Below are 23,358 nucleotides of genomic sequence, written 5' to 3'. Positions count from 1 at the left end.
TGCGGATGCCGTTGCGGACGGGGCGGTCAGATGCAGCCGCGCGGCTTGGGGATGCCGGCGATCTTCGCGGCGGTCTTGGCCGGGCCCTTGGGGAAGAGCTGGTAGAGCTCCTTGACGCTCACGCCGGAGGTCTTGCCGAGCGCCCGGACGGTGGGCCCGGTGCCCTTGGCGGTGTACTCGGCGCGCATGAAGCGGATGACGGTCCAGTGCCGGTCGGTCAGCTCCTCGATGCCCGCCTCACGGGCGAGCTGCCCGGCCATGGGCTCGGTCCACTGACCGGCGTCGGTGAAGAAGCCCTCGTCGTCGACCGTGACGGCCGTGTCGGCGTAGGTGGCGGTGGCCATGATGTCTTTCCTTTCCGGGGTGTGTCCGGATCACGTCCGCGGTGGTGCGGATCAGGCGGGGACCCGGGTCTTGCCGCGCTCCGGCATCGCCGAGCCGATCCCGGGCAGTTCGTGGCCGGGCAGCAGGCTGTGCCAGTACATCCACTCGAAGGCGAGCTTGCCGAGGTGGTTGGCGTGCGACTCCTTCAGGAGCGGCAGCCCCACCGGGCCGGGGAAGTGGCCGGGCAGCGGCTGGGTCTCGTAGTTGAAGTCGATCAGCAGGGCCTTGTGGTGGCCCGTCTCGACGAAACAGTTGGTGTGCCCGTCGAAGACGGCGTCCGGTTCCTGCCCGGCGACGAAGCGGCGGATGTTGTGCACCAGCACGTCGCCGGCGAAGTGGGCCACCGAACCGGCCTTGGAGGCGGGCAGCGCGGCCGCGTCGCCGATGGCGAACACCTCGGGGTGGTCCGGGTGCTGGAGGGTGCGCTGGTCCACGGGGACGAAGCCGAGCCCGTCGCCCAGTTCCGGCGACCGGGAGACGTACTCCGCGCCGCCGTGCAGCGGTACGACGACCGCCAGGTCGAACGGCACCTCGCGTCCGTCGTACGACACCAGCCGCCGGCCGGTGCCGTCGACCTCGCCGAGCGTGAACTCGGTGACCATCTCGATGCCCTTGCTCTCCAGCAGCCCGCCCAGCGCCCCGGCGGCCACCGGCTTGGTGAACGCGGCGTCCAGCGGCGTGGCGTAGGTCAGCCGTACCCGGTCGCGGATGCCGCGCCGGGTGAACCACCAGTCGGCGAGGAACGCGAACTCCAGCGGCGCGACAGGGCACTTGATCGGCAGATCGGCCACGTTCACGACCAGCCGGCCGCCCTCGAAGCGCTCCAGTGCCCGGTGCAGGGCCAGGGCGCCGGGGAGGTCGTAGAAGGTGAAGACGTTCTCGTTCCAGCCGGGGCCGGTGAGGCCCTCCGTCTCCTCGGGGAGGAGCGCGGCGCCGGTGGCGACCACGAGGACGTCGTACGTGACCTGGTCACCGGCCGTGAAGTGCACGGTCCGCGTCGTCAGGTCGACCCGGTCGATCGTCGACCGGCGGTAGTCGATCCCGCTGTGCAGCTGACGCGGTCGCGGGCGGACCAGGTGGTCGGGGCGGGCCGCCCCGAACGGCACGAAGAGCAGACCGGGCTGGTACACGTGGTCGTCGTCCTGGTCGACGACCGTGATGTGGCATTCCTTCTCCTCGTAGCTGCGGCGGAGCCGGTTGGCCGTGAGGGTTCCGGCGGTGCCGCTGCCGAGGATCACGATGTGTGTTCCCATGCCTTCACTGTCGTCCCGGAGGCGAGGGCGGGTGAGGGGCCGGAGGTCCCTGCGGAGGTACCCACCGGGGTATATCGGGAGGGGCTGATCCCGGCCGCTCCGCGGTCGCCCCTCACGGTGTTGCGGCTGGTCGAAATACCCTTCAGGGTATGAGAGGGCGGCCATTCCGGACGCGGGGCCGGACGGCCCGCGACGTGCCTCCCCGCCTCCGTGCGGGTGGCGGCCCCCGTCGGGACTGAGTACCCCCAGGGGTATATTGGGCGGTGGGTCCGTGACGACCGGGCCCCCGTGACCGGGAGCGCCGCACCGGAAGGGCACCAGCCATGCGATACGACCGCACCGTCCGCCTGGACGCCGACTTCGCCACCGCCGTGAGCCGCGTCCGCGACGCCCTCGCCGCGCAGGGCTTCGGCATCCTCACCGAGATCGACGTCACCGCCACCCTCAAGGCCAAACTCGATCACGACATGGAGGACTACGTCATCCTCGGCGCCTGCAACCCGCCGCTCGCGCACCGCTCACTGGAGCTGGACCGCACCATCGGGCTCCTGCTGCCCTGCAACGTGGTCGTCCGCGCCGGCACCGACGGCGGCGGCACCACCGTGCAGGTCCTCGACCCGGACACCATGGTCGCCCTCACCGGGCTGGAGGCCCTGCGCCCGGTCGCCGAGGAGGCCGGACGCCGCCTCGACGCCGCCCTCGCCTCGCTCACCGCACCGGCCCTGGACGGCTGAGGCGCGTCACTCCTCCTCGGGCGCCCCGCCCTCGACGAGGCGTTCCGCGATGTCGTCCGCCCACGCCTGGGCCCAGCGCCGCAGCCCGGCCACGGCGTCGTCGTCCAGGCCGTGAGCGGTGAACTCGGTGTCGTCGATCCAGTCGAGGCCGGTCAGCCGGGCCGCCAGATCGGCGAGGTCGAAGACGTCGGGGGCATGGCGGCGGCCCAGTTCCTCCAGTTCGGGCAGGGTCCAGCGGGCGGCGGCCGCGTGCACGTCGACCAGATCGCGGGCCAGACCCCGGTCGGCCAGCGCCCTGACCTTCGTCCCCACCACGTCCTCCAGGGCCAGCGCGGGCCCGAGACCGGTGGACACCGGGGGCCGCCACAGCGTCTCCTTGGCCACGGTGACCTCGCGCCTCTCCCCGGTGGCCGGGTCCGTGACCAGCAGCCCGGCCGCCAGCGGCGCCGTCTCCCGCACCCGTACCGACCAGCCGTACGCCGTCAGGCCCGCCCGCAGCGCGCCCGCGATCGAGGCCATGTCCGCCTGGCTCTCGGTCGCCACGTCCACATCACGGCTGACCCGCTCCACGAGCCCGTGCGCGCGCACCGCCTGACCGCCGGTGAGCGCCAGCGCGTACGGCGCGCCGACGACGAGCACGTCGGTCAGCAGGTCCCGCCGCCGGGCGGCCCGCGGCCCGGGCCCGGCGGCGGAGGGCGGTGCGGTCATACGCCGATTGTCCCCCCGGCCCCTCCCCGGTGGCCGGGCAGGGGCCCGTGCCCGACCGTACGGCTTTGCCGCAGGTCGCGGGCCCCGGCGGGCCGCTGCGCCCCGTGCTCCCGCAGACCCCTGGATACCCCCGCAGGGTAGAGGCCCAATGGGCCCGCGCGCCTGGCCCCACCGGCCCATGACGCCCGCCCGGGCCGGAGAGATGGTGAGCGTGAGGGGCCGGGAAGCCGTGGGTGTCAGGCCCGCGTCCGCCCGGCCGTGAGGGAAGTGACAGCGATGTTCTGGTACGGCCACGACCCCGGCGGATGGGGTTGGCTCGCGATGTCGGCCGGCATGATCCTCTTCTGGGCGGTGATCATCGCCATCGGCGTGCTGCTCTTCCGTGCCCTGTCCAGGCCGGGCGGCGGCCCCTCGGCGCCGCACGAGACCCCGCCGCAGCGTCCGCCGTACGACGCCCCGCCGCCACAGCATCCGCCGTACGGCACCGCACCCACCCCGGAACAGCTCCTCGCCGAGCGCTTCGCCCGGGGCGAGATCGACGAGGACGAGTACCGGAGACGCCTCGCGGTCCTGCGCGACGCCGGCGGTCCCCGTCTCACCAAACACTGAGGGAGCCGGAGGAACCGGCGGCGCCGGGAGAGCCTCGAGAACCACCGGCAGAACCTCGAGAACCTCGAGAACTGACAGAACCGACAGAACCGACCGGGCCCGGGAGACCGCCGATGACCGCGCTGATCGCCTTGCTGCTGGGGACGTTCATCCTGGCCGGTGCCGTCCGCGACACCGTCCGGCTGGTCTCCCCGCGTACCGTCCGGCCGGCCCGTACGAGCCGTGCGGCCCGCGAACGAGGTGCGCGCGCCGAACTCGAGGACACCGAGCAGCGCTGGACCGCGCAGCTGCTCGGGGGGCGGATCAGCCCGGCCGAGTACCGCTCCCGGATGAGCCGCCTCGCCCACAGCGAGCACGGCCGCCCCAGCGGGAACTGAACCCGGCCCGGGGACCGCGCGGCCGGCTCACTCGCCCTCGTCGAGCCGGAAGCCGACCTTCAGACAGACCTGCCAGTGCTCGACCTGCTGGTCCGTGATCTGCCCGCGCACCTGGCTCACCTCGAACCAGTCCAGATGCCGCAGGGTCTGCGAGGCGCGGGCGATGCCGTTGCGGACGGCCTGGTCGAGGCCCTCGTGCGAGGTGCCGACGATCTCGGTGACCCGGTACGTGTGCTCGGTCATACGGCTGTACTCCTCTCCGCGGTGACGCGATGACGCGGTGACGCCATGGGGGGCGTGTCCTGCGTCACTCCACCGTGCCCCATGCGCAGGCCGGGCGCGAGGCGTACCCGTCACGGGTGACCGCCCCGGCCCGGCCGCGTCGCCGTACGTACGCGGCCCGTGCCCGCGCCGCGTACGGCGTTACCGCAGTACCACCGTGTCCCTCAGCGGCAGGTCGGCGGACGAGGAGCCCACCGCCACGGAGTAGCTGCCGGACGGGGTGACCCAGGCGTCCCGGTCCGTGTCCCACACGGACAGCGGGTGGTCGGAGGCGTCGCGGGCGATCGTGACGTCGACCCGCTTGTGCTGCCCGGGCCGCAGCTCCACCTGGGTGAATCCGGCCAGCCGGCTCCCCGGCTCGCCCGCGGACCTCGGCAGGGTGACGTAGACCTGCCCGGTGTCGGTGCCGCTGCGGTCCCCGGTGTTGGTCACCGTGTACCGCACGTGCACGCCGTTCGCGTCGGCGTTCACATGGAGGCCGGAGTAGGCGAACGTGGTGTAGGACAGGCCGTGGCCGAAGGCGTAGAGCGGCGCGATGCCCTGCGACTCGTACCACTTGTAGCCGACGGCGAGACCCTCGCTGTAGTTCACCTGGCGGATGCTCGTGCGGTCACCGGCCGGGCGCGTGGTGCCGCCGCCGGCGAAGACGCCCGGGTACTGCGCGGCCGACCGGGTCGGCAGGTCGGCGAGGGACTTCGGGAAGGTCATCGGCAGCTTGCCGGACGGGTTGTCGTCGCCCCACAGCAGCCGGGCGAGCGCCGTGCCCTGCTGCTCACCGGGGTACCACGCCTCCAGGATCGCCCTGACGTCGTTCTGCCAGGGCATCAGCACGGCGCTGCCGGTCTCCAGGACGGCGACGGTACGGTGGTTGGCGGCGGCGACGGCCGAGATCAGGGCGTCCCCGTTGCCGTCCAGGCCGAGGTTCGTCCGGTCGGAGCCCTCGCCCGTCTTGCTGTAGCCGAACACCACGGCCACATCGGCACCGGCGGCGGCCGCGGCGGCGGAGGCGGTGTCCGAGCCGTCGTCGAAGGTGACCGTGGCGCCCGTCTCGGCGGCGCGGGCCCGGATGGCGTCCAGCGGGGCCACCGGGTCGCTGCAGGCACCCGCGCCGAAGCCGCTCATCCCGCAGACCGTGGCGGCGCTGACGCCGTTGGTGGGGGTGTTCGACGCCGTCGGGCCGATGACCGCGATCTTCTTCACCTTCGAGGACAGCGGCAGCACACCGCCCTGGTTCTTCAGGAGGACCGAACCCTCCGTCACGATCCGCCGGGCCAGCTCCTTGTGAGCTGCCGTCGACACATCGGCCTCGGGTGTCGTGGGCACCGGATGGTCGAACAGCCCGGCCGCGATGTAGGCCTTCACCACGCGGTACGCGGCCTCGTCGATCTGCCTGCGGGTGATCTGCCCGGCGTCCAGCGCCGCCTCGAGCTTGGCCGGGGTGAACCAGTTGGGCCGGTTGAGCTCCTGGTCGAGGCCGGCGGCGAGGGAGGCCGCCGTGGAGTGGACGGCGCCGAAGTCCGAGACGACATAGCCGTCGAAGCCGAGCCGCTTCTTCAGGTCGTCCCTCAGCAGCGGGTTCTCACAGGCGTAGACGCCGTTGATCTGGTTGTACGAGCACATGATGCCGCCGGGGCTGGAATCGCCCAGGGCCACCTCGAAGGGCAGCTCGTACACCTCGCGCAGGGTCCGCTCGTCGACGTTCGAGGAACTGGTCGTCCGGTCCAGCTCCTGCTCGTTGGCGACGTAGTGCTTCAGGACGGCCATGGTGGGCCGGTCGGGGTCGCCCTTCTGCAGCCCGTTCGTCTGCGCCGCCGCCAGCGTGCCGCCGAGCAGCGAGTCCTCGCCCAGATATTCCGGCGTACGGCCGGACAGCGGGGTGCGGCCGGACGCCACACCGGGGCCGAGGACGACGTTCTTGCCCTTGCGGAACGCCTCGTCGCCCTGCGCCTTGCCCTTGGCGTAGGCGAGACCGCTGTCCCAGCTGGCGGCCAGCCCGATCTGGGCGGGGAAGCCCGTCACACCGGTCGAACCGCGTACGGTGTCGGGGCCGTCGGTGTAGGTCACGTTCGGCGTGCAGGGCAGCTGCGCCGGGTACGTCACACCGCTGAACGCCGTGTTCGACGGCTGGTTGGCGGGCTGTTCCACCAGCCAGCGCAGCTCCTGGTCCAGGGTGCTCGCGCCCAGCAGGACACGGGCCCGCTCCCCGGCGCTCCTGGTGGTGTCCATCCACGGGCACCCGGCGGGGAAGCCCGCCGCGTCGGTCGTGGCGTCCGCCGAGGCGACGGGCGCCTGCAACAGGCCCCCGCACAGGGCGAACACCGCCGCGGGGAGGATCAGGCGGGCCCGTCTCGCGGCCGGCCCACGGGTGCGATGCATCTGCGGCTCCTTCGTACACAGAGCGGTACCGGCTCGTCGCCGGCTGGTGCTGCCTGGGATGGTGCAGTAGACCGATGCACAACGGTTAGCCCGGAGACAGCTCGATCTAGCAGAGAATTGACATGGATCGTGCGGCGACGGCCGAATCCGGTCAGGTAACGTTCTACGAAATCGACCCGCCCGGGCGGTCGTTCGGCGACGTCGCGGGCAACGGGTCGGCCGTGGAAGCCTTCTGACGGGAGCGGAGCCGGTAGGCGGTCGGTGTGACACCGAAGTGGGCCTTGAACCGGCGCGCGAAGTAGTTCTGGTCGCTCCAGCCCACCCGCTCCGCGACGGCCGCGACGGTGGCGTCCGTGTGCGCCAGCAGGTCGGCGGCGGTCTCGGTGCGGCGCCGGGCCAGATAGGCCATGGGCGGCGTCCCGGTGTGCCCCTTGAACAGGCGTGACAGATAACCGGGCGTCAGCCCGAGGACGTCGGCGAGCGCGGTGAGCGTCCACTCACGGGTGACCTGGGTGTCCAGGATGTGCAGCGCCTGGACGACCGCGGGGTGCGGCAGGTCCGCCGGCGGCGCGAGGGCGCCGGGGCCCGTGCCGCCGGCGGGCAGGGCGCGGGCCAGGATCCCGAGGAGGAGGGCCAGTCGGCCCACCAGGTCGGCGCGGTGCTCGGCGGCGGAGCGGTCCTGCAGGGCGGCGAGTTCGTCGAGGTGGCCGGTCGCCGCGCGCAGTCCGGGCTCCGGCAGCCGCAGCAGCCGGGCGCCGCCGCCCGCCCCGGCCGGCCGCCGCAGCAGCGGGCCGAGGAGCGGATCGCCGTACGCCCAGGCGAGTTCGCGGTCGAACACGGCCGGGCGGACGCAGCAGTGGAAGAGCTCCAGCGACGTGCAGCCGTCGGCCGCGTGCCGGGTCCCGGGGTGCAGCAGGACCACATCGCCGCGGCGCAGCCAGGCGGTGTTGTCCCGGGTGCGGTGACGGCCCTGGCCGCGCAGGGCGACCGCGATCTCGGCGAAGTCGTGGGCGCGCGGCGGCACCGAGCCGTCGTAGAGCCGGCGGCCCGCCCCGGCGCCGAACCCCGGGCGGGGCCACGGGAGAGCGGGGAACCGGTCGCTCATACGATGGCCTCCCCGGGAGCCGGACGGGGCGGGTCGACCGGCCGGGTGCGGGCTCTTCGCGGGGTGCTCACCGCAGACTCCCTGGACACGACGTTGTAAAACGTTCTCCATTGTCGAAGTGCGCACAACGATGCATGCAGCGGTCGGCAACGTCAAGACATCGGCAGGTAACGTCCAGCACGTCGGCGGCGGAACCGTCCGGTCCGGGTCTCGCCGTGATGTCCGGACGACTTGATGGCGCCATGCGTCTTTCGCATGCCTGCCGCATCGTGTAGACCGTTGTCTGCACTCTGCATCGTGATCAGCAGGAGAACCGGGAGCGCCGAGCATGGGGCAGGACTCGCAGCGGAAGAAGCGCGTCACCATCACGGATGTCGCGGAGCACGCGGGCGTGTCCACCGCCGCCGTCTCCAAGGTGCTCCGCAACGCCTACGGCGTCAGCGAGGCCATGCGCGAGAAGGTCCGCGCGGCCATGGCCGAGCTCGACTACCGGCCGCACGCCGCGGCACGCGGGATGCGCGGACGCACCTACACGATCGGTGTGCTGCTGGACAACATCCGCAACGCGTTCTTCGCCGACATCCTCGACGGCGTCCGCGACGCGCTGCGCGACAGCGAGTACACCGTCATGATCGGCGCGGCGGGCTTCGGCGTCGACGCGCAGAACAAGACCATCCGTTCCATGGTCGACCGGCAGATGGACGGCCTCATCCTGATCGCCCCCGGCATCCAGCGGTCCGAGGTCCTCACCACCGCGCAGACCACCCCCACCGTCGTCATCGGCCACCACGACGTCTCCGACCTGCACGACTCCGTCGTCGACGCCGACGCCGCCGGGGCCGCGCTGGTCGTCGACCATCTCGTGGCCCAGGGGCACCGCTCCATCGCGCTCGTCCCGTCCCCCGGCACCCGCAGCAGCAGGTGGGCCCGCACCCCGGAGATCGTGCTGACCAACGGCTACGTCGAGGCGATGAGCCGGCACGGCCTCGCCGACCATGTACGGGTCTGCCGCGCCGCCTACTCCGACGAGGGCGGCCACAAGGCGGGCATGAGCCTGCTCACCGGCGGCACCCCGCCCACCGCCATCATGACCGGCGCCGACGTCGCCGCCCTCGGCGTCTGGCGCGCCGCGCACGAACTGGGGCTGAGCATCCCCGGCGACCTGTCCCTGGCCGGCTACAACAACACGGCCATCGCCGACCTCGCCACCGTCCGGCTCACCAGCGTCGACCAGGCGGGGCACGACATGGGCGCCACGGCGGCGCGGCTGCTGATAGAGCGCGTCGAGGGCAGCCGCGAGCACGCCGTGCAGACCACCATGACCCCCCGGCTGGTCGTCCGGCACAGCACGGCCGCGCCGCCCGGCGACCGGGCGGCACGCCGCGGCCCCCTCACCGACGCGTGACGAAGGGGGCGAGGGGGCCGCGGCGGGGTCGGGGCGACGTCACCTCACGGTGCTCAGCGACAGCGCGAACCGGCCCTCGCGGTCCGTCCACCAGTGGGTCGTCCCGAAGCCCGCGGCGGACAGTTCGTCCCGGACGCCGTCCCTGCGGAACTTCGCCGACACCTCCGTGCGCAGTTCCTCGCCCGCCGCGAAGTCCACGGCGAGGTCGAGCGCGCGGATCTTCACGGTCTGCGCCCCGCGGGAGCGCAACCGCATCTCGATCCACTCGTTCTCCGCGTCCCACAGGGCCACATGGTCGAAGGCCGCGAGGTCGAAGTCGGCGCCCAGTTCCCGGTTGACGACGGCGAGGACGTTCTTGTCGAACGCGGCCGTCACCCCGGCCGCGTCGTCGTACGCCCTGACCAGGACCCCTTCGTCCTTGACCAGATCGGTGCCGAGGAGCAGCGCGTCACCCGGGGAGAGCTGGGCGCGCAGCCCGGCGAGGAACGCGGCGCGTTCGGCGGGGAGCAGATTGCCGATCGTGCCGCCGAGGAACGCCAGCAGTCTCGGTCCCGGGGTGTCCGGGAGGGCGAGCGGCCGGGTGAAGTCGGCGATCAGCGCGTGGACCCGCAGCCCGGGCCGCTCGGCGACGAGGGCCTGCCCGGCCCGGGTGAGGGCCGACTCGCTGACGTCGACGGGTACATAGGTGTGCAGGCCGGTCAGCGCGTCGAGCAGGTGGCGGGTCTTCTCGGAGGATCCCGAGCCCAGTTCGACGAGCGTACGGGCGCCGGAGGCGGCGGCGATCTCGTCCGCGCGGCCGACGAGGATCTCGCGCTCGGCACGGGTCGGGTAGTACTCGGGCAGCTCGGTGATCAGGTCGAACAGCTCGCTGCCGCGGGCGTCGTAGAACCACTTCGGCGGGAGCGTCTTGGGGGTGCCGGTCAGGCCGTCGCGGACGTCCGCGCGCAGCGCGGCGCCCGTGGCGTCCTCGGGCAGGGTGCGGGTGCTGTGGAAGAGGCTCACGTACAGGGCTCCTTGCGTGGTGCGGGTGCCGGGGCCTCGCCGACGTCGTCACCGGCCTCGCCGGTGACTTCGCCGGTGCCGGTGCCGTCTCCGGCGGTGCTCAGAGCGGCGAGGCCGTCGAGGCCGTCGAGGGCGTCGAGCGGGGTGAGCAGCACGTCGGTGCGGCTCGCCGTGAGCAGGGTGCGATCGGGGACCTCCTGCCAGCGCGGATCGTCGTCGTACGGCTCCGAGGCCACCACCGTGCGGCGGCCGGGCCCGGTCAGGAAGAAGAGGGTGTCGCCCCAGGCCGTCGCGGTGATGACGGCGCCGTCGGTGAGCAGCAGGTTGAGCCGGGAGCCGGGCGCGAGCGCGGCGGCCTCCAGCACCGTGTCGGCCAGCGCCCGTCCCGTCTCCTGCCCCGCCCGCAGCCGGGCGAGGACCAGGGCCCACAGCAGCGCCGAGTCGGTGCGGGCCTCCAGGGAGAGGAGGTCCGTGGCGGGGAGGGCGTGGGTCAGCGGGGCGAGGGTACCGGGCCAGCCGGTGACCGCGCCGTTGTGGCTGAACAGCCAGTGGTCCGCGGCGAACGGCGCCGCCGCGGCCTCCGCGTCGGCGCCCGCGAGGGTGGCGTCGCGCACCGCGGCGAGACAGGCACCGGAGCGGACCACCCGGGCGAGGTCGGCGAAGGACAGGTCGGCCCAGATGGGCCCGGCGCGCCGGTAGCGGGCCGGTACCGGGTCGTCCGCCGCGTACCAGCCCACCCCGAAACCGTCGGCGTTGACCGTCCCGTACCGCTGGCGCCGGGGCGCCCACGACTGGCGGTACAGGGCGTGCGGCGGTGCCGTGAGGAGCCGGCCGAGCGGCTCCTCCGGTCCCAGGTAGGCGAGGTGACGGCACATCAGACGGCCCCCGAGCGGGCCGTGCGGAACCCGCAGAAGATCTGCCGCCGGACCGGGTGGTCCCAGTTGCGGAACGTGCCGCGGCAGGCCACCGGGTCCACCGCGAACGAACCGCCGCGCAGCACCTTGTACTCCGGGCCGAAGAACACCTCCGAGTACTCCTTGTACGGGAACGCCCGGAAGCCCGGGTAGGGCAGCAGGTCGCTCGCCGTCCACTCCCAGACGTCGCCGATCAGCTGGCGTACGCCCAGCGGTGATTCCCCGGCCGGATAGCTGCCCGCCGGGGCCGGACGCAGATGCCGCTGGCCGAGGTTGGCGTGCTCGGGCGCCGGGTCGGCGTCGCCCCACGGGTAGCGCCGTGAGCGGCCGGACACCGGGTCGTGACGGGCGGCCTTCTCCCACTCCGCCTCGGTGGGCAGCCGCCGCCCGGCCCAGCGGGCGTAGGCGTCCGCCTCGTACCAGCACACGTGCAGCACCGGCTCGTCGGGCGGTACGGCCTCGGTGACACCGAACCGGCGGCGCAGCCACTGCTCTCCCTCACGCCGCCAGAACAGCGGGGCGGTGATGGAGTGGCGCCGGATGTGCGCCCAGCCCTCGGCCGTCCACCAACGGGGCTCGTCGTAGCCGCCGTCGGCGATGAACGCCTGGTAGGCGCCGTTGGTGACCGGCGCGGTGTCGATGTGGAACGGGGCCAGGTCACGCCGGTGCGCCGGGCGTTCGTTGTCCAGCGCCCACGGCTCGTCGGACGTGCCCATGGTGAACGGGCCGCCGGGGACGAGGACTTCGGCCGGACCGGTGTACGGCGGCGCGGGGTCGGGGTCCGGTGCCGTCAGGGCCTGCGGGCCGATGCGGAGCTGATGGGTGATCAGCATGGTCTCGTCGTGCTGCTGTTCGTGCTGCGCGATCATCCCGAAGGCGAAGCCCGCCTCGGTGAGCCGGGTGCCGTGCAGATCGGCGGACTCCAGGACGTCCAGCACCCGGCCGCGCACCTCGGCCGCGTAGGCACGGGCCTCGGCGGGCGGCAGCAGGGGCAGCCGCGGGCGCTCGGCGCGCGGGTGCTCGAAGGCGTCGTAGAGGCTGTCGATCTCGGGGCGCATCGCGTCCCGGCCGCCGACCGCCCGCAGGATCCACTGCTCCTCCTGGTTGCCGATGTGGGCGAGGTCCCACACCAGCGGGGACATCAGCGGGGAGTGCTGGGCGGTGAGGTCCGGCTCGTCGACACAGGTGGTGAGGAGGGTGGTGCGGTCGCGGGCGGCGGTGAGCGTGGTGAGCGCGCGCTCACGGATCGTCTCGGCGGACACGGCGGCGTCACCCGGCGCGGTGGTGCCGGCCCGGGCGGCCGCCGTGGACCCGGTCGGGGCGGCCGGTGCGGTGGTGGTCCCGGCGGTGCCGGCCGGCGCGGTGGTCCCGGCCGGTGCCGTCCCGGTGCCGGGTGCGGGGTCGGTCATGTGCGGCTGTCCTCTCCGTGGGCCGCGGGGGAGGTGACGCTCCCCCCGGTGGCGCGGGGGCGGGACCCGAGGAGGTCCGTGCCGCCGCGCAGGCGGTCGAGCAGATCGTCGGCGGGGCAGCGGCCCCGCAGCACATAGCGCTCCCGGAACGCCGCGACGGCGGCCGTGATCTCCCGGGTCGCCCCCAGCCGGGGCAGCGCGTCCAGTGCCGCCGCGAAGCAGACCTCGGCCGCCTCGCGCAGCTCGGGATCGGCGAGGCCGTGGCGGGCGGCGTCCAGCCACAGCGGATTGTGCGGCGCCGGACCGTCCCCGGCCCGCTCGGCGAGCGGCTTCACCGCCCGGTACGCCGTCTCGGCCGCCTGCGGGTCGTCGAACAGCGCCGCCGTCACGGCGAGCGGCACGATCCACCCGTCGTCGCCGGGCTGCGCGTCGATCATGCGCAGTTCGAGGTGGCCGCGCGGTCTGACCGGCGGGAACAGGGTGGTGATGTGATAGGCGAGGTCGTCCTCGGTGGGCGGCCGGCCGACCTCCGCGGGCGGCCGGGATCCGCCCGAACGGGTCCACTCCCGGAAGGTGAGCCCCTCGGGGACCTCCCAGGGGGCGTCGTCGCGCCGTACGCACATCACCGGCGCGTCCAGCACATGCCGGGCCCACGCGGCGCGAGGGTCGCCGTTCAGCGCGGGCGCGCCCGTCCGGCCCGCGTCGATCTCCATCCACAGCAGCTGCCGGGTGGAGACCCAGCCGGTCGGCTCGCGGCCGAGCAGCGGCGAGTTGGCGAAGGCCGCGACCAGGACCGCGCCCAGATGGTGGGCCAGCCACCAGCGCCGTCCGAGACCCAGCGGGCCGGGCTCCTCGTACCCGGCGTCCACGCACACCTGTACCGAGGCCGAGGTGCACATCATGCCGCGGCCGGCCGGGCCGCCGCGGTCGAGACAGAGCTCCATCGCGTCGTAGCGCGGGGAGTGCAGGAAGCGGCGGGGCGGATGCCAGGGATCGCTGCCGAAGCCCGCCAGAGCGAGACCGTTCTCGCGCAGGACGGTGCGGACGGCGTCCAGATCGGCACAGACGGTGCCGACGCACTCCAGGAGGGAGGCGGCAGGCGGCGAGCTGAGCTCCAGCTGGCCGCCGGGTTCGACGGTGAGCGCCGAGTTCAGGCGCAGGGGGCGCAGTGCGGCGTAGGCCGCGTCGAGCCGTTCGGGTGACACGGGGAGCCGCTGCGGTGCGTGCAGCTCGTGGACGAGCCATTCGACTTCGACGCCGAGTGCGGTGGGCGGTCCGGTCTTGAAGCAGATGCCCCGGACCAGGGCCTCCACCTCGGCTTCGGTGACGGCGGTACGGGGCTGCGTACAGTCGCCGCAGTCACGTTCCGAATCGGACATGTCAGGATCCTCTCCGAGGGTCCGCTGGCAGGACTCGTCCCACCCAAGACCCTCGCACGAAATCCCACAAGGGCGCACTTCGGGATGTCCGGGCCCGTCAGGGGTTCGTCATCTCCGTCCCGCCCGGTGTTTCCACGGGTTTCGGGGAAGTTTCGGGGGCCGGGAAAATCCGGTGCGGGGTCCGCGGACGCGGCGGAAGATCCGAAGAATCCGAATGTTTATTCGGTCGTGCGGCTCGGGGCGGGCCCTGGGGGCCTTCCGGGGACCGCTCGGCCCCGGCGGGCGGTGGTGGGGACTTCCGGGCACACGTGACGTCGTGGTGTCCGGGTCCCCGGCCGCGCGCCGGGGCCGTGCTGCGGGAGGCGTCGTCCGGAGGGTCGCCTCCGCGGGGGCGACCGGGAGCCTCAGCTCCAGCCGTAGCGCTCCCGGAGGCGGTTGCGTACCAGGTTGAAGCGGCCCCGGTCCAGGGCGCACGCCTCGCGGCGCATCCCGTCCTCGTGGATCCGTATCACCCGGTCCAGCAGCACCCACGAGTCGCGCCCGGAGCGGTCCCAGGGACCCGCGCCGATCGCCACCCAGTCGGAGGCGTCGTGCCGCTTGCTCGTCAGCTGCACCGCCAGCAGGGTCCCGGCGGCCTCTCGCGCCACGACCAGCACCGGCCGGTCCTTGCCGCGGCCGTCGTTCTCCTCGTACGGCACCCAGGTCCAGACGATCTCGCCGGGGTCGGGGTCGCCGTCGTGGGCGGGGGAGTACTCGGTGCGGGCCTGGCCCACCTCACGGGGGTCGGCCTCGGTGGTGGCGGTGGGGCCGAAGCGGCCCGGGACGTTCTCGTCCGCGTGGTCATCGGTAAACGCAGTCACGAGGTGCACCCTAGGGCCTTGCCGACCGTCACCATGGATCCGGGGCCGCCCCACCTGCCCCTGAACTGCCCGGCAGCGCACACCACGCGGCCCGGAGCACGCTCCTGGCAGGGGCTGAGTGCCGTCGGCCGCGGAGGGGCGGTGGCAGGGGCGGCGATCCTGCGACCGGCCCGGCAGCGGGCGGTCCGGGGCCGGGCCTCCGCGGCGATCGCGGGCCTCCCGGGGCGCGGCGCGCGTCGCGTCACCCTGCCTCCGGTGCCTCTTCGACCCGGCTCGGTCCTCGTGCCTGGCAGGCGGACGAGGGAGCGGTGGGTTCCCGGGTGGCGGCGTCCCGGAATCCTCGGGTCCCGCGCAGAGGGCCAAGGTGCGAGGGGCCGGGGCCGTCCGGACACGGCGGCGGGGGCGCCCCCATGGGAGCGCCCCCGCCGAGCGGTGACCGCGGATCGGTGGGTCACCGCCGGTTCGTCACCTCTCGTCCCTACCTCTCGTCCTTCTCCACCGGCACCTTCTGCGACGGCGGCGCCGTGACGCCGTTGAGCGCCGAAGCACCGTTCGCCGGCTGGCCGTTCTGGCCGCCCTGGTTCATCGACGCCAGCAGCTGGCGGGCCAGGCCGAGGCCCGTGCCGCCCATGGTGAGCGCCTTCGCGAACACGTCCGCCATGCCGTCGGCGCCGTTGAGCAGCACCATGTTGTCGACATTGCCGAAGGCGGACGCACCGGCCTTGACGATCTCGGGCCAGTTCTCGGCGAGTTGCTGGGCGACCACGGCCTCCTGGTTCTCGGCGAGGGCCGCGGCCCGCGCCTTGATGGCCTCCGCCTCGGCAAGGCCCTGGGCCCTGACCGCCTCGGCCTGCGCCAGACCCCTGGCCTGTGCCGCGGCAGCCTCGGCCTCACCGGTCGCCCGGGTCGCCGCCGCCGTGGCCGCGCCGCGCGACTTGGTGGCCTCCGCCTCGGCGCCCGCGGCCTGCTTGACCCGGGACGCCTCGGCCGTGGCCGCCAGTTCCGTCTCCCTGGCCTTGGCCTCGGCCGCGGAGATACGCGCGTCACGCTGGGCCTCGGCGAGCGTACGGGTCTCGTACGCCTTGGCGTCGGCCGGCTTGCGGACGTCCGCCTGGAGCTGCTGCTCCCGGCGGTGCGCCTCGAGCTCGGCGACCCGGGTCTCCTGGACGACGACCTCCTGACGGGCCGCCGCCGCGGCGAGCGGACCCGCCTGCTGCGCCTTCGCCGACGCGTTGTCACGCTCGGCCTGGTAGCCCGCCTGGAGGATCTCGCTGTCCCGGGTGGCCTCGGCCATCCGGGCGTACGACGCCTGCTCGGCCTCGGTGGCGAGACGATTCGCCTCCGCCTGCGCGATACGCGCGTCGCGCTGGACGGCCGCCGCGTGCGGCATGGCCAGGTTCTGGATGTACCCGGTCGGGTCCTCGATCTCGTGGATCTGCAGCGAGTCGACGATCAGGCCGAGCTTCTCCATCTCCGTGCCGCACGCGGCACGGGTCTGACCGGTGAGCTTGTCACGGTCGCGGATCATGTCCTCGACCGTCAGTCCGCCCACGATGGAACGGAGATGGCCGGCGAACACGTTGTGCACCCGCTCGGACATCAGCCGCTGCTGGTCCAGGAAGCGCCGTGCCGCGTTGGCGACGGACACGTAGTCGTCGCCGACCTTGAAGATGACCACGCCCCGCACCTTGAGCGGAATGCCCTGCTGGGTGACGCAGTCGACCTGCAGCTCGGTCTCGTTGAGGTCGAGGGACAGCTTGCGGACCGCCTGCACACCGGGCAGCACCAGAGTGCCGCGCCCGGTGACGATACGGAACCCCATGCCCTCTTCGACACCCTCGGTCCGGTGCCTGGAACCCGAGATGATGAGTGCCTCGTTCGGCTCGGCCACCCGCCACATCAGTTTGAACAGACCGATCAGTACGAGAACGGCAGCGACCGCCGCCCCCGCGATGACGCCGATGACCATCGGCAAACGCCCCCTTTGCACGGTGCCCTGTCGGCACCTGACGAACGTGAGTGTGCTCCCGCGCGAGGCCCGGGTGAAGCTGTCGGCCGGTCCTTGTTGCAATCTTGATGCCGGTCGTCCTCACCTGCGGTGGAGCATGCTCAGCTGTCGTACGCCGCGCTGACGTAGACCGTCCTCGGCGGCAGGTAGTCGACCACCATCACCACCGTCCCGCTCTCGATCCGCCCGGCCCCCGGGGCGGGATAGGCGAGGAAGTGTTCGGCACCTCCGCGCACGCGGACGATCACCTCGCCGACGAGCCCAGGTCCCACCGTCCCGGTGACTCGCCCCATCAGCCCGACCATCGACGCATCGCCCATGGTCACAGGGTACGGGCGGCTGCCGGACGGGCGTAGGGGCCGAAGGTCATGGCGATCATGACGGCCGCAGCCCGGGACACGGGCTGCGGGACGTGGAGGTGCGGGCGCGGGCGTACGGGAGACACGGCCGTACGGGACATCGCCGTACGGGACTTGGGCCGGGCCGCACGGGGAGCACCGGGTGCGGAACGGGTCTCAGGGCCTCTTCGGCGCCGTCAGTTCGGCCCAGACGACGCGTCCGGGACCGCCGTCCGGAGCCGGAGCGACCCCCCAGTCCCGGCTCAGCGTCCCGACCAGGAGAAGTCCGCGCCCGCTCTGTTCCTCCGGGCCCGGCCGGCGCGGAGCCGGGAGCCGGTGACCGCGGTTCTGGTCCTCGACCTCGACGCGGACCACGCCCCCCGTCCCGTACAGCCGGTACACGATCCGCTCGCTGCCCGAGTGGGTGACGGCGTTGGTCACGAGTTCCGAAGTGACGAGGACAACGCTGTCGGCGAGCTCGTCGGCGACGCCCCACGAGGCCAGCACCTCGCCCGCGGAGCCGCGGGCCGCGCGCACCGCCTCGGGGGTGGCGGGCAGTTCGAGGGTGTGGCTGCGCCCGTACGGTTCCGGCGGCACCGGAACCGGCAGCGGCAGCGGCACGACGGGGGCCGTCGGAGCGGCGGGTGGTACGGCCCCGGAGGCGAGCCGGTCGGGGCCCTGGGGCCCGGGGAGTCGACCGGGACGCTCGCCTCCGGGTGGTCTGGTGGAGTGCGCCGGTTCCGGGGCGGGAACCAGTGCGGGCCGGGGTCCGACGGCCCGGCTGCCGTCAGGCCGCCCGCCGGGTTGTCCGTCCGGCGGCTGCGGGAGAGCGGACGGAGCCATGGCCGTGCCTTTCCTCGCCGTCACACCGTGGGGGTGCGCCGGTTTCGTGACCCCGTCTCCCCCGACAGGGCCGTCCGGTCCCGTCCGTCGTGGCTGTGCCGGAACGGTGGGTCCACTGTGGCACCTGCCAACATCAGCCCGCAACCGACAAGTTGAAAATTGCAATCGGCCATATGCATGCTGCTTGCATCAAGAAATGATCGTTCCAGCCTGCCGAAGCGATCGGATCCGATCACATGAGACGGTGGCCCTGGAACAGCCGTTGTGAGGGGGCGGGGCGTGACCGCGGAGACCGACTGGGGCGGAGCACCTACCGTGCTGCGCATGATCCTCGGCAGACAGCTGGAGGACCTGCGCACCCGCGCCGGTCTCAGCTACGAGGAGGCCGGACGGGCCATCGGCGTCAGCCACTCCACGATCCGCCGCATGGAGGCCGCCAAGGTCGCCCGGCTCCGGCTCACGGACGCCGAGAAACTGCTCCAGGTCTACGGGGTGACGGACCAGCAGGAGATCGACACCTTCCTGAAGTCGGTCCGCGAGGCCAACAAACGCGGCTGGTGGCACACCTACCGCGATGTGCTGCCGGACTGGTTCGCCGCGTATCTCAGCCTGGAACAGGCGGCGTTGCAGATCCGCGCCTACGAGAACCAGGTCGTGCACGGTCTGCTGCAGACGGAGGCGTACGCCCGTGCCCTGCTGGGCGCGGGCAACCCGCACGCGGCGGCCGGGGCCACCGACCGCCGGGTCGCGTTGCGGATGCGCCGCCAGGAACTCCTCACCCGCGAGGCACCGCCGCGGCTGTGGGTCGTGATGGACGAGACGGTGCTGCGCTGGCCGGTCGGCGGCACGGACGTGATGCGCGCCCAGATCGACCATCTCATCGAACTGGGCCGGCTGCCGCAGGTGACCCTCCAGATCATGCCGTTCGCCAACGGCCCGCATCCGGCGATGAGCGCCGGATCCTTCCATCTCTTCCGCTTCCGGGCCCCCGAACTGCCCGACGTCGTCTACCTGAACGGCATGGTGGGCGCCGTCTACCTGGACAAGGGCGACGACGTCGTGGTCTACCGCGAGGCCCTGGACCGGCTGGGGGCGCAGGCGGCGCCCGCCCGCAAGACCGAGGCCGTCCTCGGCGCCCTGCGCAGGGAACTCTGACCTGCACCGCCTCGTGCCCGGCGGCGGCGCGCAGACCCCCGGGCGCGGACCGATACGGCCGACCACCTGATCTGGGCCGGGTTTGCTGGCAGCCTGGTCACCGCGGACCACACCCGCACCACCCGACCGGAGGGGAGAGACGGCGTTGCCCGACAACGGATGGCCGGCCGACCGTATCGACACCGATCACGCGCACTCCGCACGGATCTACGACTACATCCTGGGCGGCAAGGACTACTACCCGGCCGACCAGGAGGCCGGTGACGCCATGGCCCGGGAGTGGCCGGCGCTGCCGGTCCACATGCGGGCCAACCGCGACTGGATGAACCGCGCGGCCCGCTGGCTCGCCGAGGAGGCGGGGATGCGCCAGTTCCTCGACATCGGCACCGGCATCCCCACCTCCCCGAACCTCCACGAGATCGCCCAGGCGGTGTCCCCCGACGCCCGGGTCGTCTACGTGGACAACGACCCGATCGTCCTCACCCTGTCCCAGGGGCTGCTCTCCAGCACCCCCGAGGGCAGGACGTCGTACATCGAGGCCGACTTCCGCGACCCGGCGGCCATCCTGGACGCCCCCGAACTGCGCGAGACGCTCGACCTCACCCGGCCGGTCGCGCTCACCGTGATCGCGATCGTCCACTTCATGCTGGACGCGGACGACGCGGTCGGCGTGGTCCGCCGTCTCCTGGAGCCGCTGCCCCCGGGCAGTCACCTGGCGATGTCCATCGGCACGGCCGAGTTCGCGCCGGAGGAGGTGGGCCGCGTCGCCCGCGAGTACGCCGCCCGCGACATGCCGATGCGGCTGCGCACCATCGACGAGGCCCACGCGTTCTTCGAGGGCCTGGAACTGGTCGGGCCCGGCATCGTGCAGGTGCACAAGTGGCACCCGGACGGCACGGGGGAGAAGGGCATCCGGGACGAGGACATCGCGATGTACGGGGCGGTCGCGCGCAAGCCGTGATCCGGCCCGCCGCGACACCGGGCCCCGTGGTGCCGCACAGGCCACCACGATGCCCTGATGCCCTGATGCCCTGATGCCCCGGTGCCCGGTGCCCGGTGCCTCGGCGGTGCGGATCGGGAACTCCGTTGCCCGTCCGCACCGTTCACCTCGCCTTCACCACACGGGGACGTTGCCGCACGGCCGCCCTCGGGCAGGCTCTGTGCGGCAAACGCTGCCCAGAGAAAGGCGATCGACCTCATGCGCCCTCACCGGCTGCGCACGGCACGGCGGTTCGGGACCAGATCCGGGGTGGCCCTGGCCGCCACCGCCCTCTCCACCGCTCTCGCCGTCGCCGCTCCCTTCCCGTCCGCGGCCTCCGCGGCCTCCGCGGCCTCCGTGGGCATCCCGGCCGAGCGGCCCTCCTCGCTCGTGGACCCCCTGATCGGCTCCGCGAACGGCGGCAACACCTATCCCGGCGCCACCCTCCCCTACGGCATGATCGCCTGGTCCCCGACCAGCACGACCGGCGACCAGACCGGCACCGGCGCCGCCAACGGCTATCAGTACAACACCACCCGCATCCGCGGCCTGAGCCTCACGCACGTCAACGGAGCGGGCTGCAACCCCGGCGCCGCGGGCGACGTACCGATCATGCCGTTCACCGGGGACGTCACCTCCTCGCCGTCCGCCGACACCAAGGACGCCGTCTACGCCGCCGACTTCAGCCACGCCGACGAGAAGGCCGTCCCCGGCCGCTACACCCTCGGCCTCGCGTCCGGCGCCACCGCCGACCTGGCCGTGAGCGAACGCGCCGGCGTCGCCGACTTCACCTTCCCGAGCGACAAGCCCGCGAGCCTGCTCTTCCGCGTCTCCAACTCCCTCAACGGCAGCGAGGACGCGCACGTCGACATCGACACCGCGCACCGCAAGGTGACCGGCTGGGTGCTCACCGGCGCCTTCTGCGGCCGCCGTGCCAACGGCGGTGTCAACAACCGCAAGAGCTACTACCGGCTGTACTTCAGCGCCTCCTTCGACCGGGCCTTCTCCACCGTCGGCACCTGGCACGACGGCACCCTCTCCCCGGGGTCCACGACGGCCGGCGGCGGCGAGGGCTACGCGACCGGCGCCGACCGCGCGGGACGCGGCTCCGGGGGCTGGGTCGGCTTCGACACGAGCGCCGACAACGATGTCCACATGCGGATCGGCATCTCCTACGTCTCCCTCGCGGGCGCCGAGACCAATCTCCGCCACGAGATCCGGCCGCACGCGAGCGTCGCCCAGGTGGCCGGGGCCGGGGCACAGGCCTGGGACCGCGAACTGGACTCGGTCCGCGTACAGGGCGGTTCGGACGCCCGGCGCCGTACCTTCTACACCGCGCTCTATCACGCCCTGATGCAGCCGGACCTGATCAGCGACACCGACGGCCGCTACTGGGGCATGGACCAGGCCGTCCACCGGCTGGCGCGCGGCCAGCGGGCGCAGTACAGCAACTTCTCCGGCTGGGACCAGTACCGCGCCCAGATCCAGCTGCTCGCCCTCCTGAAGCCCACCGTGGCCGGGGACTTCGCCCAGTCGCTCTACAACTTCGCCCGCCAGAACGGCGGGGTCTGGGACCGCTGGGTGCACATCAGCGGCGCCACCCACGTCATGACCGGTGACCCGTCGGCGGCGACCCTCGCCACCTTCTACGCCATGGGCGTGCGCAACTTCGACTACCGGGGCGCCTTCGACTCCCTGGTCCGCCAGGCCACCGTGCCCACCGCCGACGAACTCTCGGACGCCGGCTGCCCCGGCCAGTGCACCGGCCAGCGCCCCAACCTCGCGCAGTACCTGAGCTCGCACTACGCCGCCCAGGACGTCTGCCACTGCTGGGGCGGCGCCGCCGAGACCCTGGAGGACGCCGTCGCCGACTCCGCCCTCGCCCGGTGGGCCACGCTGCTCGGCCGCGACACCGAGGCGCGGGTCTTCACCGAGCGCGCCGCCTACTGGCGCAACGTCTTCGACCCCGGCGCCACCGGCACGGGCGGCTACATCCGGGCCCGCAAGCTCGACGGCAGCTGGGTGACACCGTTCAGTCCCGGCAGCGACCTCGGCTTCGCCCAGGGCACCAGCGCCACCTACACCTGGATGGTGCCGCAGGACGTCCAGGGCCTCGCCGAGGCGATGGGCGGCCGGGAGACCGCCGCGGCCCGTCTCGACGGCTTCTTCCACAACGCCGACGGCTCCTGGTCGGTGCGCGGCGGCGACGCCCTCCGCTACGACCCCACCAACGAGCCCGGCATCCACGCCCCCTGGCTCTACAACGCGCTCGGACAGCCGTGGAAGACCCAGGCGACGGTCCGGCAGATCCTCGACACCGTCTACGGCACCGGTCCCTCGGGCCTGCCCGGCAACGACGACCTCGGCACCATGTCCGCCTGGTACGTCTTCTCCGCCCTCGGCATCTACCCGAGGACCCCTGGCAGCGCCGATCTCCTGCTCGGCGCCCCCGTGTTCACCTCGGCACTGATCGACCGTCCCGGCCGCAAAGACATCAGGATCGACGCCCCCGCCGCGGACGACACCCACTCCTACGTCACCGCCGCCACCCTGAACAGCCGCCCCCTGGAACGCTCCTGGACCGACGCCGCCCTCACACGCTCCGGCGGCACCCTCGCCTTCCGCCTCACCGACCGGCCCGACACCGCCTGGGCCACCGATCCGGAAGGCCTGCCGCGGTAGCGGTGGTGAAGCGCGCACTCCGGCGAACGGTATCTTCGGTCCGAACCTGGGCCACCGGAGTGCGCATGCGACACACAACTGACGAACGGGACGAACTGTCCCGCAGCGGGGCGAACGGTCCCGCGGCCGCCCGCGGGACCGGCTTCACGCCCGCACCCGCGCCGACGCCCGCGCCCGCAGCGGCACGGGCGTCGGCCGGGGAGGAGAGGGACGAAGCCGCCGGCTGGCCACGCTTCTGGCCCCTCCTGCTGCTGGCCGCCGCAGTCGTGCCCGGCGCCGCCGTCCTGGTGATCGGCCACTGGAGCGACGCCCCGGCCATGCGGGCCTGGCGTACCGTCTGTCTCGCGGTCACCGTGCAGGCCATGCCCTTCCTCCTGCTGGGCACGGCGCTGTCCGGCGCCATCAACGCCTTCGTCCCGGCACGGGTGTTCACCCGGGTGCTGCCCAGGCGGCCCGCGCTGGCCGTCCCGGTGGCCGGGGTTGCCGGAGTGGTGCTGCCGGGTTGCGAATGCGCGTCGGTGCCGGTGGCGGGCAGTCTGATCGGGCGGGGTGTGAC

At 73.1% G+C, this 23,358-nt stretch carries 23 protein-coding genes; 8 read left to right on the top strand and 15 right to left on the bottom strand.

Going from position 1 to position 23,358, the window contains the following annotated elements:
* Window positions 1-26: 26 nt before the first annotated feature.
* Window positions 27-344 carry a TusE/DsrC/DsvC family sulfur relay protein gene (locus tag ABZ862_RS17800; protein WP_360958898.1) on the bottom strand — a complete coding sequence of 106 codons (318 nt, stop codon included), beginning with the start codon at window positions 342-344 and terminating at the stop codon, window positions 27-29.
* A 51-nt stretch (window positions 345-395) separates the two neighbouring features.
* On the bottom strand, window positions 396-1,637 hold the full coding sequence (locus ABZ862_RS17795; RefSeq protein WP_360958895.1) for an FAD/NAD(P)-binding oxidoreductase: 1,242 nt from the start codon (window positions 1,635-1,637) through the stop codon (window positions 396-398).
* Between the two features lie 323 nt (window positions 1,638-1,960).
* Here ABZ862_RS17795 and ABZ862_RS17790 point away from each other — a divergent pair, with 323 nt between their 5' ends.
* On the top strand, window positions 1,961-2,371 hold the full coding sequence (locus ABZ862_RS17790; RefSeq protein WP_360958892.1) for a DUF302 domain-containing protein: 411 nt from the start codon (window positions 1,961-1,963) through the stop codon (window positions 2,369-2,371).
* 6 nt (window positions 2,372-2,377) lie between these two features.
* Here ABZ862_RS17790 and ABZ862_RS17785 read toward each other — a convergent pair whose 3' ends face one another.
* Window positions 2,378-3,079, bottom strand: a complete 702-nt coding sequence (locus tag ABZ862_RS17785; RefSeq protein WP_360958890.1) for a nucleotidyl transferase AbiEii/AbiGii toxin family protein — start codon at window positions 3,077-3,079, stop codon at window positions 2,378-2,380.
* 276 nt (window positions 3,080-3,355) lie between these two features.
* On the opposite strand from ABZ862_RS17785, the gene ABZ862_RS17780 reads away from it, so the two are divergent.
* Window positions 3,356-3,688: an SHOCT domain-containing protein gene (locus ABZ862_RS17780; protein WP_360958887.1), complete on the top strand. Its 333-nt coding sequence runs from the start codon at window positions 3,356-3,358 to the stop codon at window positions 3,686-3,688.
* 113 nt (window positions 3,689-3,801) lie between these two features.
* Window positions 3,802-4,065, top strand: a complete 264-nt coding sequence (locus tag ABZ862_RS17775; RefSeq protein WP_360958884.1) for a hypothetical protein — start codon at window positions 3,802-3,804, stop codon at window positions 4,063-4,065.
* A gap of 27 nt (window positions 4,066-4,092) precedes the next feature.
* Here ABZ862_RS17775 and ABZ862_RS17770 read toward each other — a convergent pair whose 3' ends face one another.
* The 3 genes from ABZ862_RS17770 to ABZ862_RS17760 all read right to left on the bottom strand — a co-directional run bounded on the left by ABZ862_RS17770 (window position 4,093) and on the right by ABZ862_RS17760 (window position 7,828).
* Entirely contained in the window at window positions 4,093-4,308 is a 216-nt protein-coding gene (locus tag ABZ862_RS17770) for a dodecin (RefSeq protein WP_360958881.1), read from the bottom strand.
* A gap of 180 nt (window positions 4,309-4,488) precedes the next feature.
* Window positions 4,489-6,723 carry a glycoside hydrolase family 3 C-terminal domain-containing protein gene (locus tag ABZ862_RS17765; protein ID WP_360958877.1) on the bottom strand — a complete coding sequence of 745 codons (2,235 nt, stop codon included), beginning with the start codon at window positions 6,721-6,723 and terminating at the stop codon, window positions 4,489-4,491.
* 163 nt (window positions 6,724-6,886) lie between these two features.
* On the bottom strand, window positions 6,887-7,828 hold the full coding sequence (locus tag ABZ862_RS17760) for an AraC family transcriptional regulator (protein ID WP_360958874.1): 942 nt from the start codon (window positions 7,826-7,828) through the stop codon (window positions 6,887-6,889).
* Window positions 7,829-8,156: 328 nt separating this feature from the next.
* Here ABZ862_RS17760 and ABZ862_RS17755 point away from each other — a divergent pair, with 328 nt between their 5' ends.
* The gene (locus tag ABZ862_RS17755; protein ID WP_360958871.1) at window positions 8,157-9,233 is read left to right on the top strand and encodes a LacI family DNA-binding transcriptional regulator; all 1,077 of its coding nucleotides are present in this window, start codon (window positions 8,157-8,159) and stop codon (window positions 9,231-9,233) included.
* Between the two features lie 39 nt (window positions 9,234-9,272).
* Here the strand turns inward: ABZ862_RS17755 and egtD are convergent, their stop codons facing one another.
* From egtD to ABZ862_RS17710, 9 genes are all read right to left on the bottom strand, one after another.
* On the bottom strand, window positions 9,273-10,235 hold the full coding sequence (gene egtD, locus ABZ862_RS17750; protein ID WP_360958869.1) for an L-histidine N(alpha)-methyltransferase: 963 nt from the start codon (window positions 10,233-10,235) through the stop codon (window positions 9,273-9,275).
* Window positions 10,232-11,110, bottom strand: a complete 879-nt coding sequence (egtC, locus tag ABZ862_RS17745; protein ID WP_360958866.1) for an ergothioneine biosynthesis protein EgtC — start codon at window positions 11,108-11,110, stop codon at window positions 10,232-10,234. The genes egtD and egtC overlap by 4 nt, the downstream gene beginning before the upstream one ends.
* On the bottom strand, window positions 11,110-12,558 hold the full coding sequence (gene egtB / locus ABZ862_RS17740; protein WP_360958863.1) for an ergothioneine biosynthesis protein EgtB: 1,449 nt from the start codon (window positions 12,556-12,558) through the stop codon (window positions 11,110-11,112). The genes egtC and egtB overlap by 1 nt, the downstream gene beginning before the upstream one ends.
* Entirely contained in the window at window positions 12,555-13,937 is a 1,383-nt protein-coding gene (egtA, locus tag ABZ862_RS17735) for an ergothioneine biosynthesis glutamate--cysteine ligase EgtA (RefSeq protein WP_360958860.1), read from the bottom strand. The genes egtB and egtA overlap by 4 nt, the downstream gene beginning before the upstream one ends.
* Before the next feature lie 404 nt (window positions 13,938-14,341).
* Entirely contained in the window at window positions 14,342-14,797 is a 456-nt protein-coding gene (locus ABZ862_RS17730) for a type II toxin-antitoxin system PemK/MazF family toxin (RefSeq protein WP_360958858.1), read from the bottom strand.
* 478 nt (window positions 14,798-15,275) lie between these two features.
* The gene (locus tag ABZ862_RS17725; protein WP_360958856.1) at window positions 15,276-16,766 is read right to left on the bottom strand and encodes an SPFH domain-containing protein; all 1,491 of its coding nucleotides are present in this window, start codon (window positions 16,764-16,766) and stop codon (window positions 15,276-15,278) included.
* A 140-nt stretch (window positions 16,767-16,906) separates the two neighbouring features.
* Window positions 16,907-17,125, bottom strand: coding sequence for a hypothetical protein (locus ABZ862_RS17720; protein WP_360958853.1), 219 nt, complete (start codon window positions 17,123-17,125; stop codon window positions 16,907-16,909).
* Between the two features lie 2 nt (window positions 17,126-17,127).
* Window positions 17,128-17,265, bottom strand: coding sequence for a hypothetical protein (locus ABZ862_RS17715; RefSeq protein WP_360958850.1), 138 nt, complete (start codon window positions 17,263-17,265; stop codon window positions 17,128-17,130).
* A 55-nt stretch (window positions 17,266-17,320) separates the two neighbouring features.
* Window positions 17,321-17,764 carry an ATP-binding protein gene (locus ABZ862_RS17710; protein ID WP_360958848.1) on the bottom strand — a complete coding sequence of 148 codons (444 nt, stop codon included), beginning with the start codon at window positions 17,762-17,764 and terminating at the stop codon, window positions 17,321-17,323.
* A gap of 501 nt (window positions 17,765-18,265) precedes the next feature.
* Between ABZ862_RS17710 and ABZ862_RS17705 the strand changes: the two genes are divergently transcribed.
* From ABZ862_RS17705 to ABZ862_RS17690, 4 genes are all read left to right on the top strand, one after another.
* Window positions 18,266-19,141 (top strand): helix-turn-helix transcriptional regulator, encoded by an 876-nt coding sequence (locus tag ABZ862_RS17705; RefSeq protein ID WP_360958845.1) that lies wholly within the window; start codon window positions 18,266-18,268, stop codon window positions 19,139-19,141.
* Window positions 19,142-19,286: 145 nt separating this feature from the next.
* Window positions 19,287-20,102, top strand: coding sequence for an SAM-dependent methyltransferase (locus ABZ862_RS17700; protein ID WP_360958843.1), 816 nt, complete (start codon window positions 19,287-19,289; stop codon window positions 20,100-20,102).
* A gap of 237 nt (window positions 20,103-20,339) precedes the next feature.
* Window positions 20,340-22,802, top strand: a complete 2,463-nt coding sequence (locus ABZ862_RS17695) for a GH92 family glycosyl hydrolase (protein WP_360958840.1) — start codon at window positions 20,340-20,342, stop codon at window positions 22,800-22,802.
* A 65-nt stretch (window positions 22,803-22,867) separates the two neighbouring features.
* On the top strand, window positions 22,868-23,358 hold a 491-nt coding region (locus tag ABZ862_RS17690; protein WP_360958838.1), incomplete at its 3' end, for a permease.

This window comes from Streptomyces sp. NPDC047000, assembly GCF_040644295.1.
GTDB lineage: Bacteria > Actinomycetota > Actinomycetes > Streptomycetales > Streptomycetaceae > Streptomyces.
This window is presented reverse-complemented; position numbering and strand designations above follow the sequence as displayed.

Coding starts and splice junctions, on each gene's coding strand:
- ABZ862_RS17800 (WP_360958898.1), bottom strand. CDS start 344: ATGGCCACCGCCACCTACGCCGACACGGCCGTCACGGTCGACGACGAG.
- ABZ862_RS17795 (WP_360958895.1), bottom strand. CDS start 1,637: ATGGGAACACACATCGTGATCCTCGGCAGCGGCACCGCCGGAACCCTC.
- ABZ862_RS17790 (WP_360958892.1), top strand. CDS start 1,961: ATGCGATACGACCGCACCGTCCGCCTGGACGCCGACTTCGCCACCGCC.
- ABZ862_RS17785 (WP_360958890.1), bottom strand. CDS start 3,079: ATGACCGCACCGCCCTCCGCCGCCGGGCCCGGGCCGCGGGCCGCCCGG.
- ABZ862_RS17780 (WP_360958887.1), top strand. CDS start 3,356: ATGTTCTGGTACGGCCACGACCCCGGCGGATGGGGTTGGCTCGCGATG.
- ABZ862_RS17775 (WP_360958884.1), top strand. CDS start 3,802: ATGACCGCGCTGATCGCCTTGCTGCTGGGGACGTTCATCCTGGCCGGT.
- ABZ862_RS17770 (WP_360958881.1), bottom strand. CDS start 4,308: ATGACCGAGCACACGTACCGGGTCACCGAGATCGTCGGCACCTCGCAC.
- ABZ862_RS17765 (WP_360958877.1), bottom strand. CDS start 6,723: ATGCATCGCACCCGTGGGCCGGCCGCGAGACGGGCCCGCCTGATCCTC.
- ABZ862_RS17760 (WP_360958874.1), bottom strand. CDS start 7,828: ATGAGCGACCGGTTCCCCGCTCTCCCGTGGCCCCGCCCGGGGTTCGGC.
- ABZ862_RS17755 (WP_360958871.1), top strand. CDS start 8,157: ATGGGGCAGGACTCGCAGCGGAAGAAGCGCGTCACCATCACGGATGTC.
- egtC (WP_360958866.1), bottom strand. CDS start 11,110: ATGTGCCGTCACCTCGCCTACCTGGGACCGGAGGAGCCGCTCGGCCGG.
- egtB (WP_360958863.1), bottom strand. CDS start 12,558: ATGACCGACCCCGCACCCGGCACCGGGACGGCACCGGCCGGGACCACC.
- egtA (WP_360958860.1), bottom strand. CDS start 13,937: ATGTCCGATTCGGAACGTGACTGCGGCGACTGTACGCAGCCCCGTACC.
- ABZ862_RS17725 (WP_360958856.1), bottom strand. CDS start 16,766: ATGGTCATCGGCGTCATCGCGGGGGCGGCGGTCGCTGCCGTTCTCGTA.
- ABZ862_RS17720 (WP_360958853.1), bottom strand. CDS start 17,125: ATGGGCGATGCGTCGATGGTCGGGCTGATGGGGCGAGTCACCGGGACG.
- ABZ862_RS17715 (WP_360958850.1), bottom strand. CDS start 17,265: ATGTCCCGTACGGCCGTGTCTCCCGTACGCCCGCGCCCGCACCTCCAC.
- ABZ862_RS17695 (WP_360958840.1), top strand. CDS start 20,340: ATGCGCCCTCACCGGCTGCGCACGGCACGGCGGTTCGGGACCAGATCC.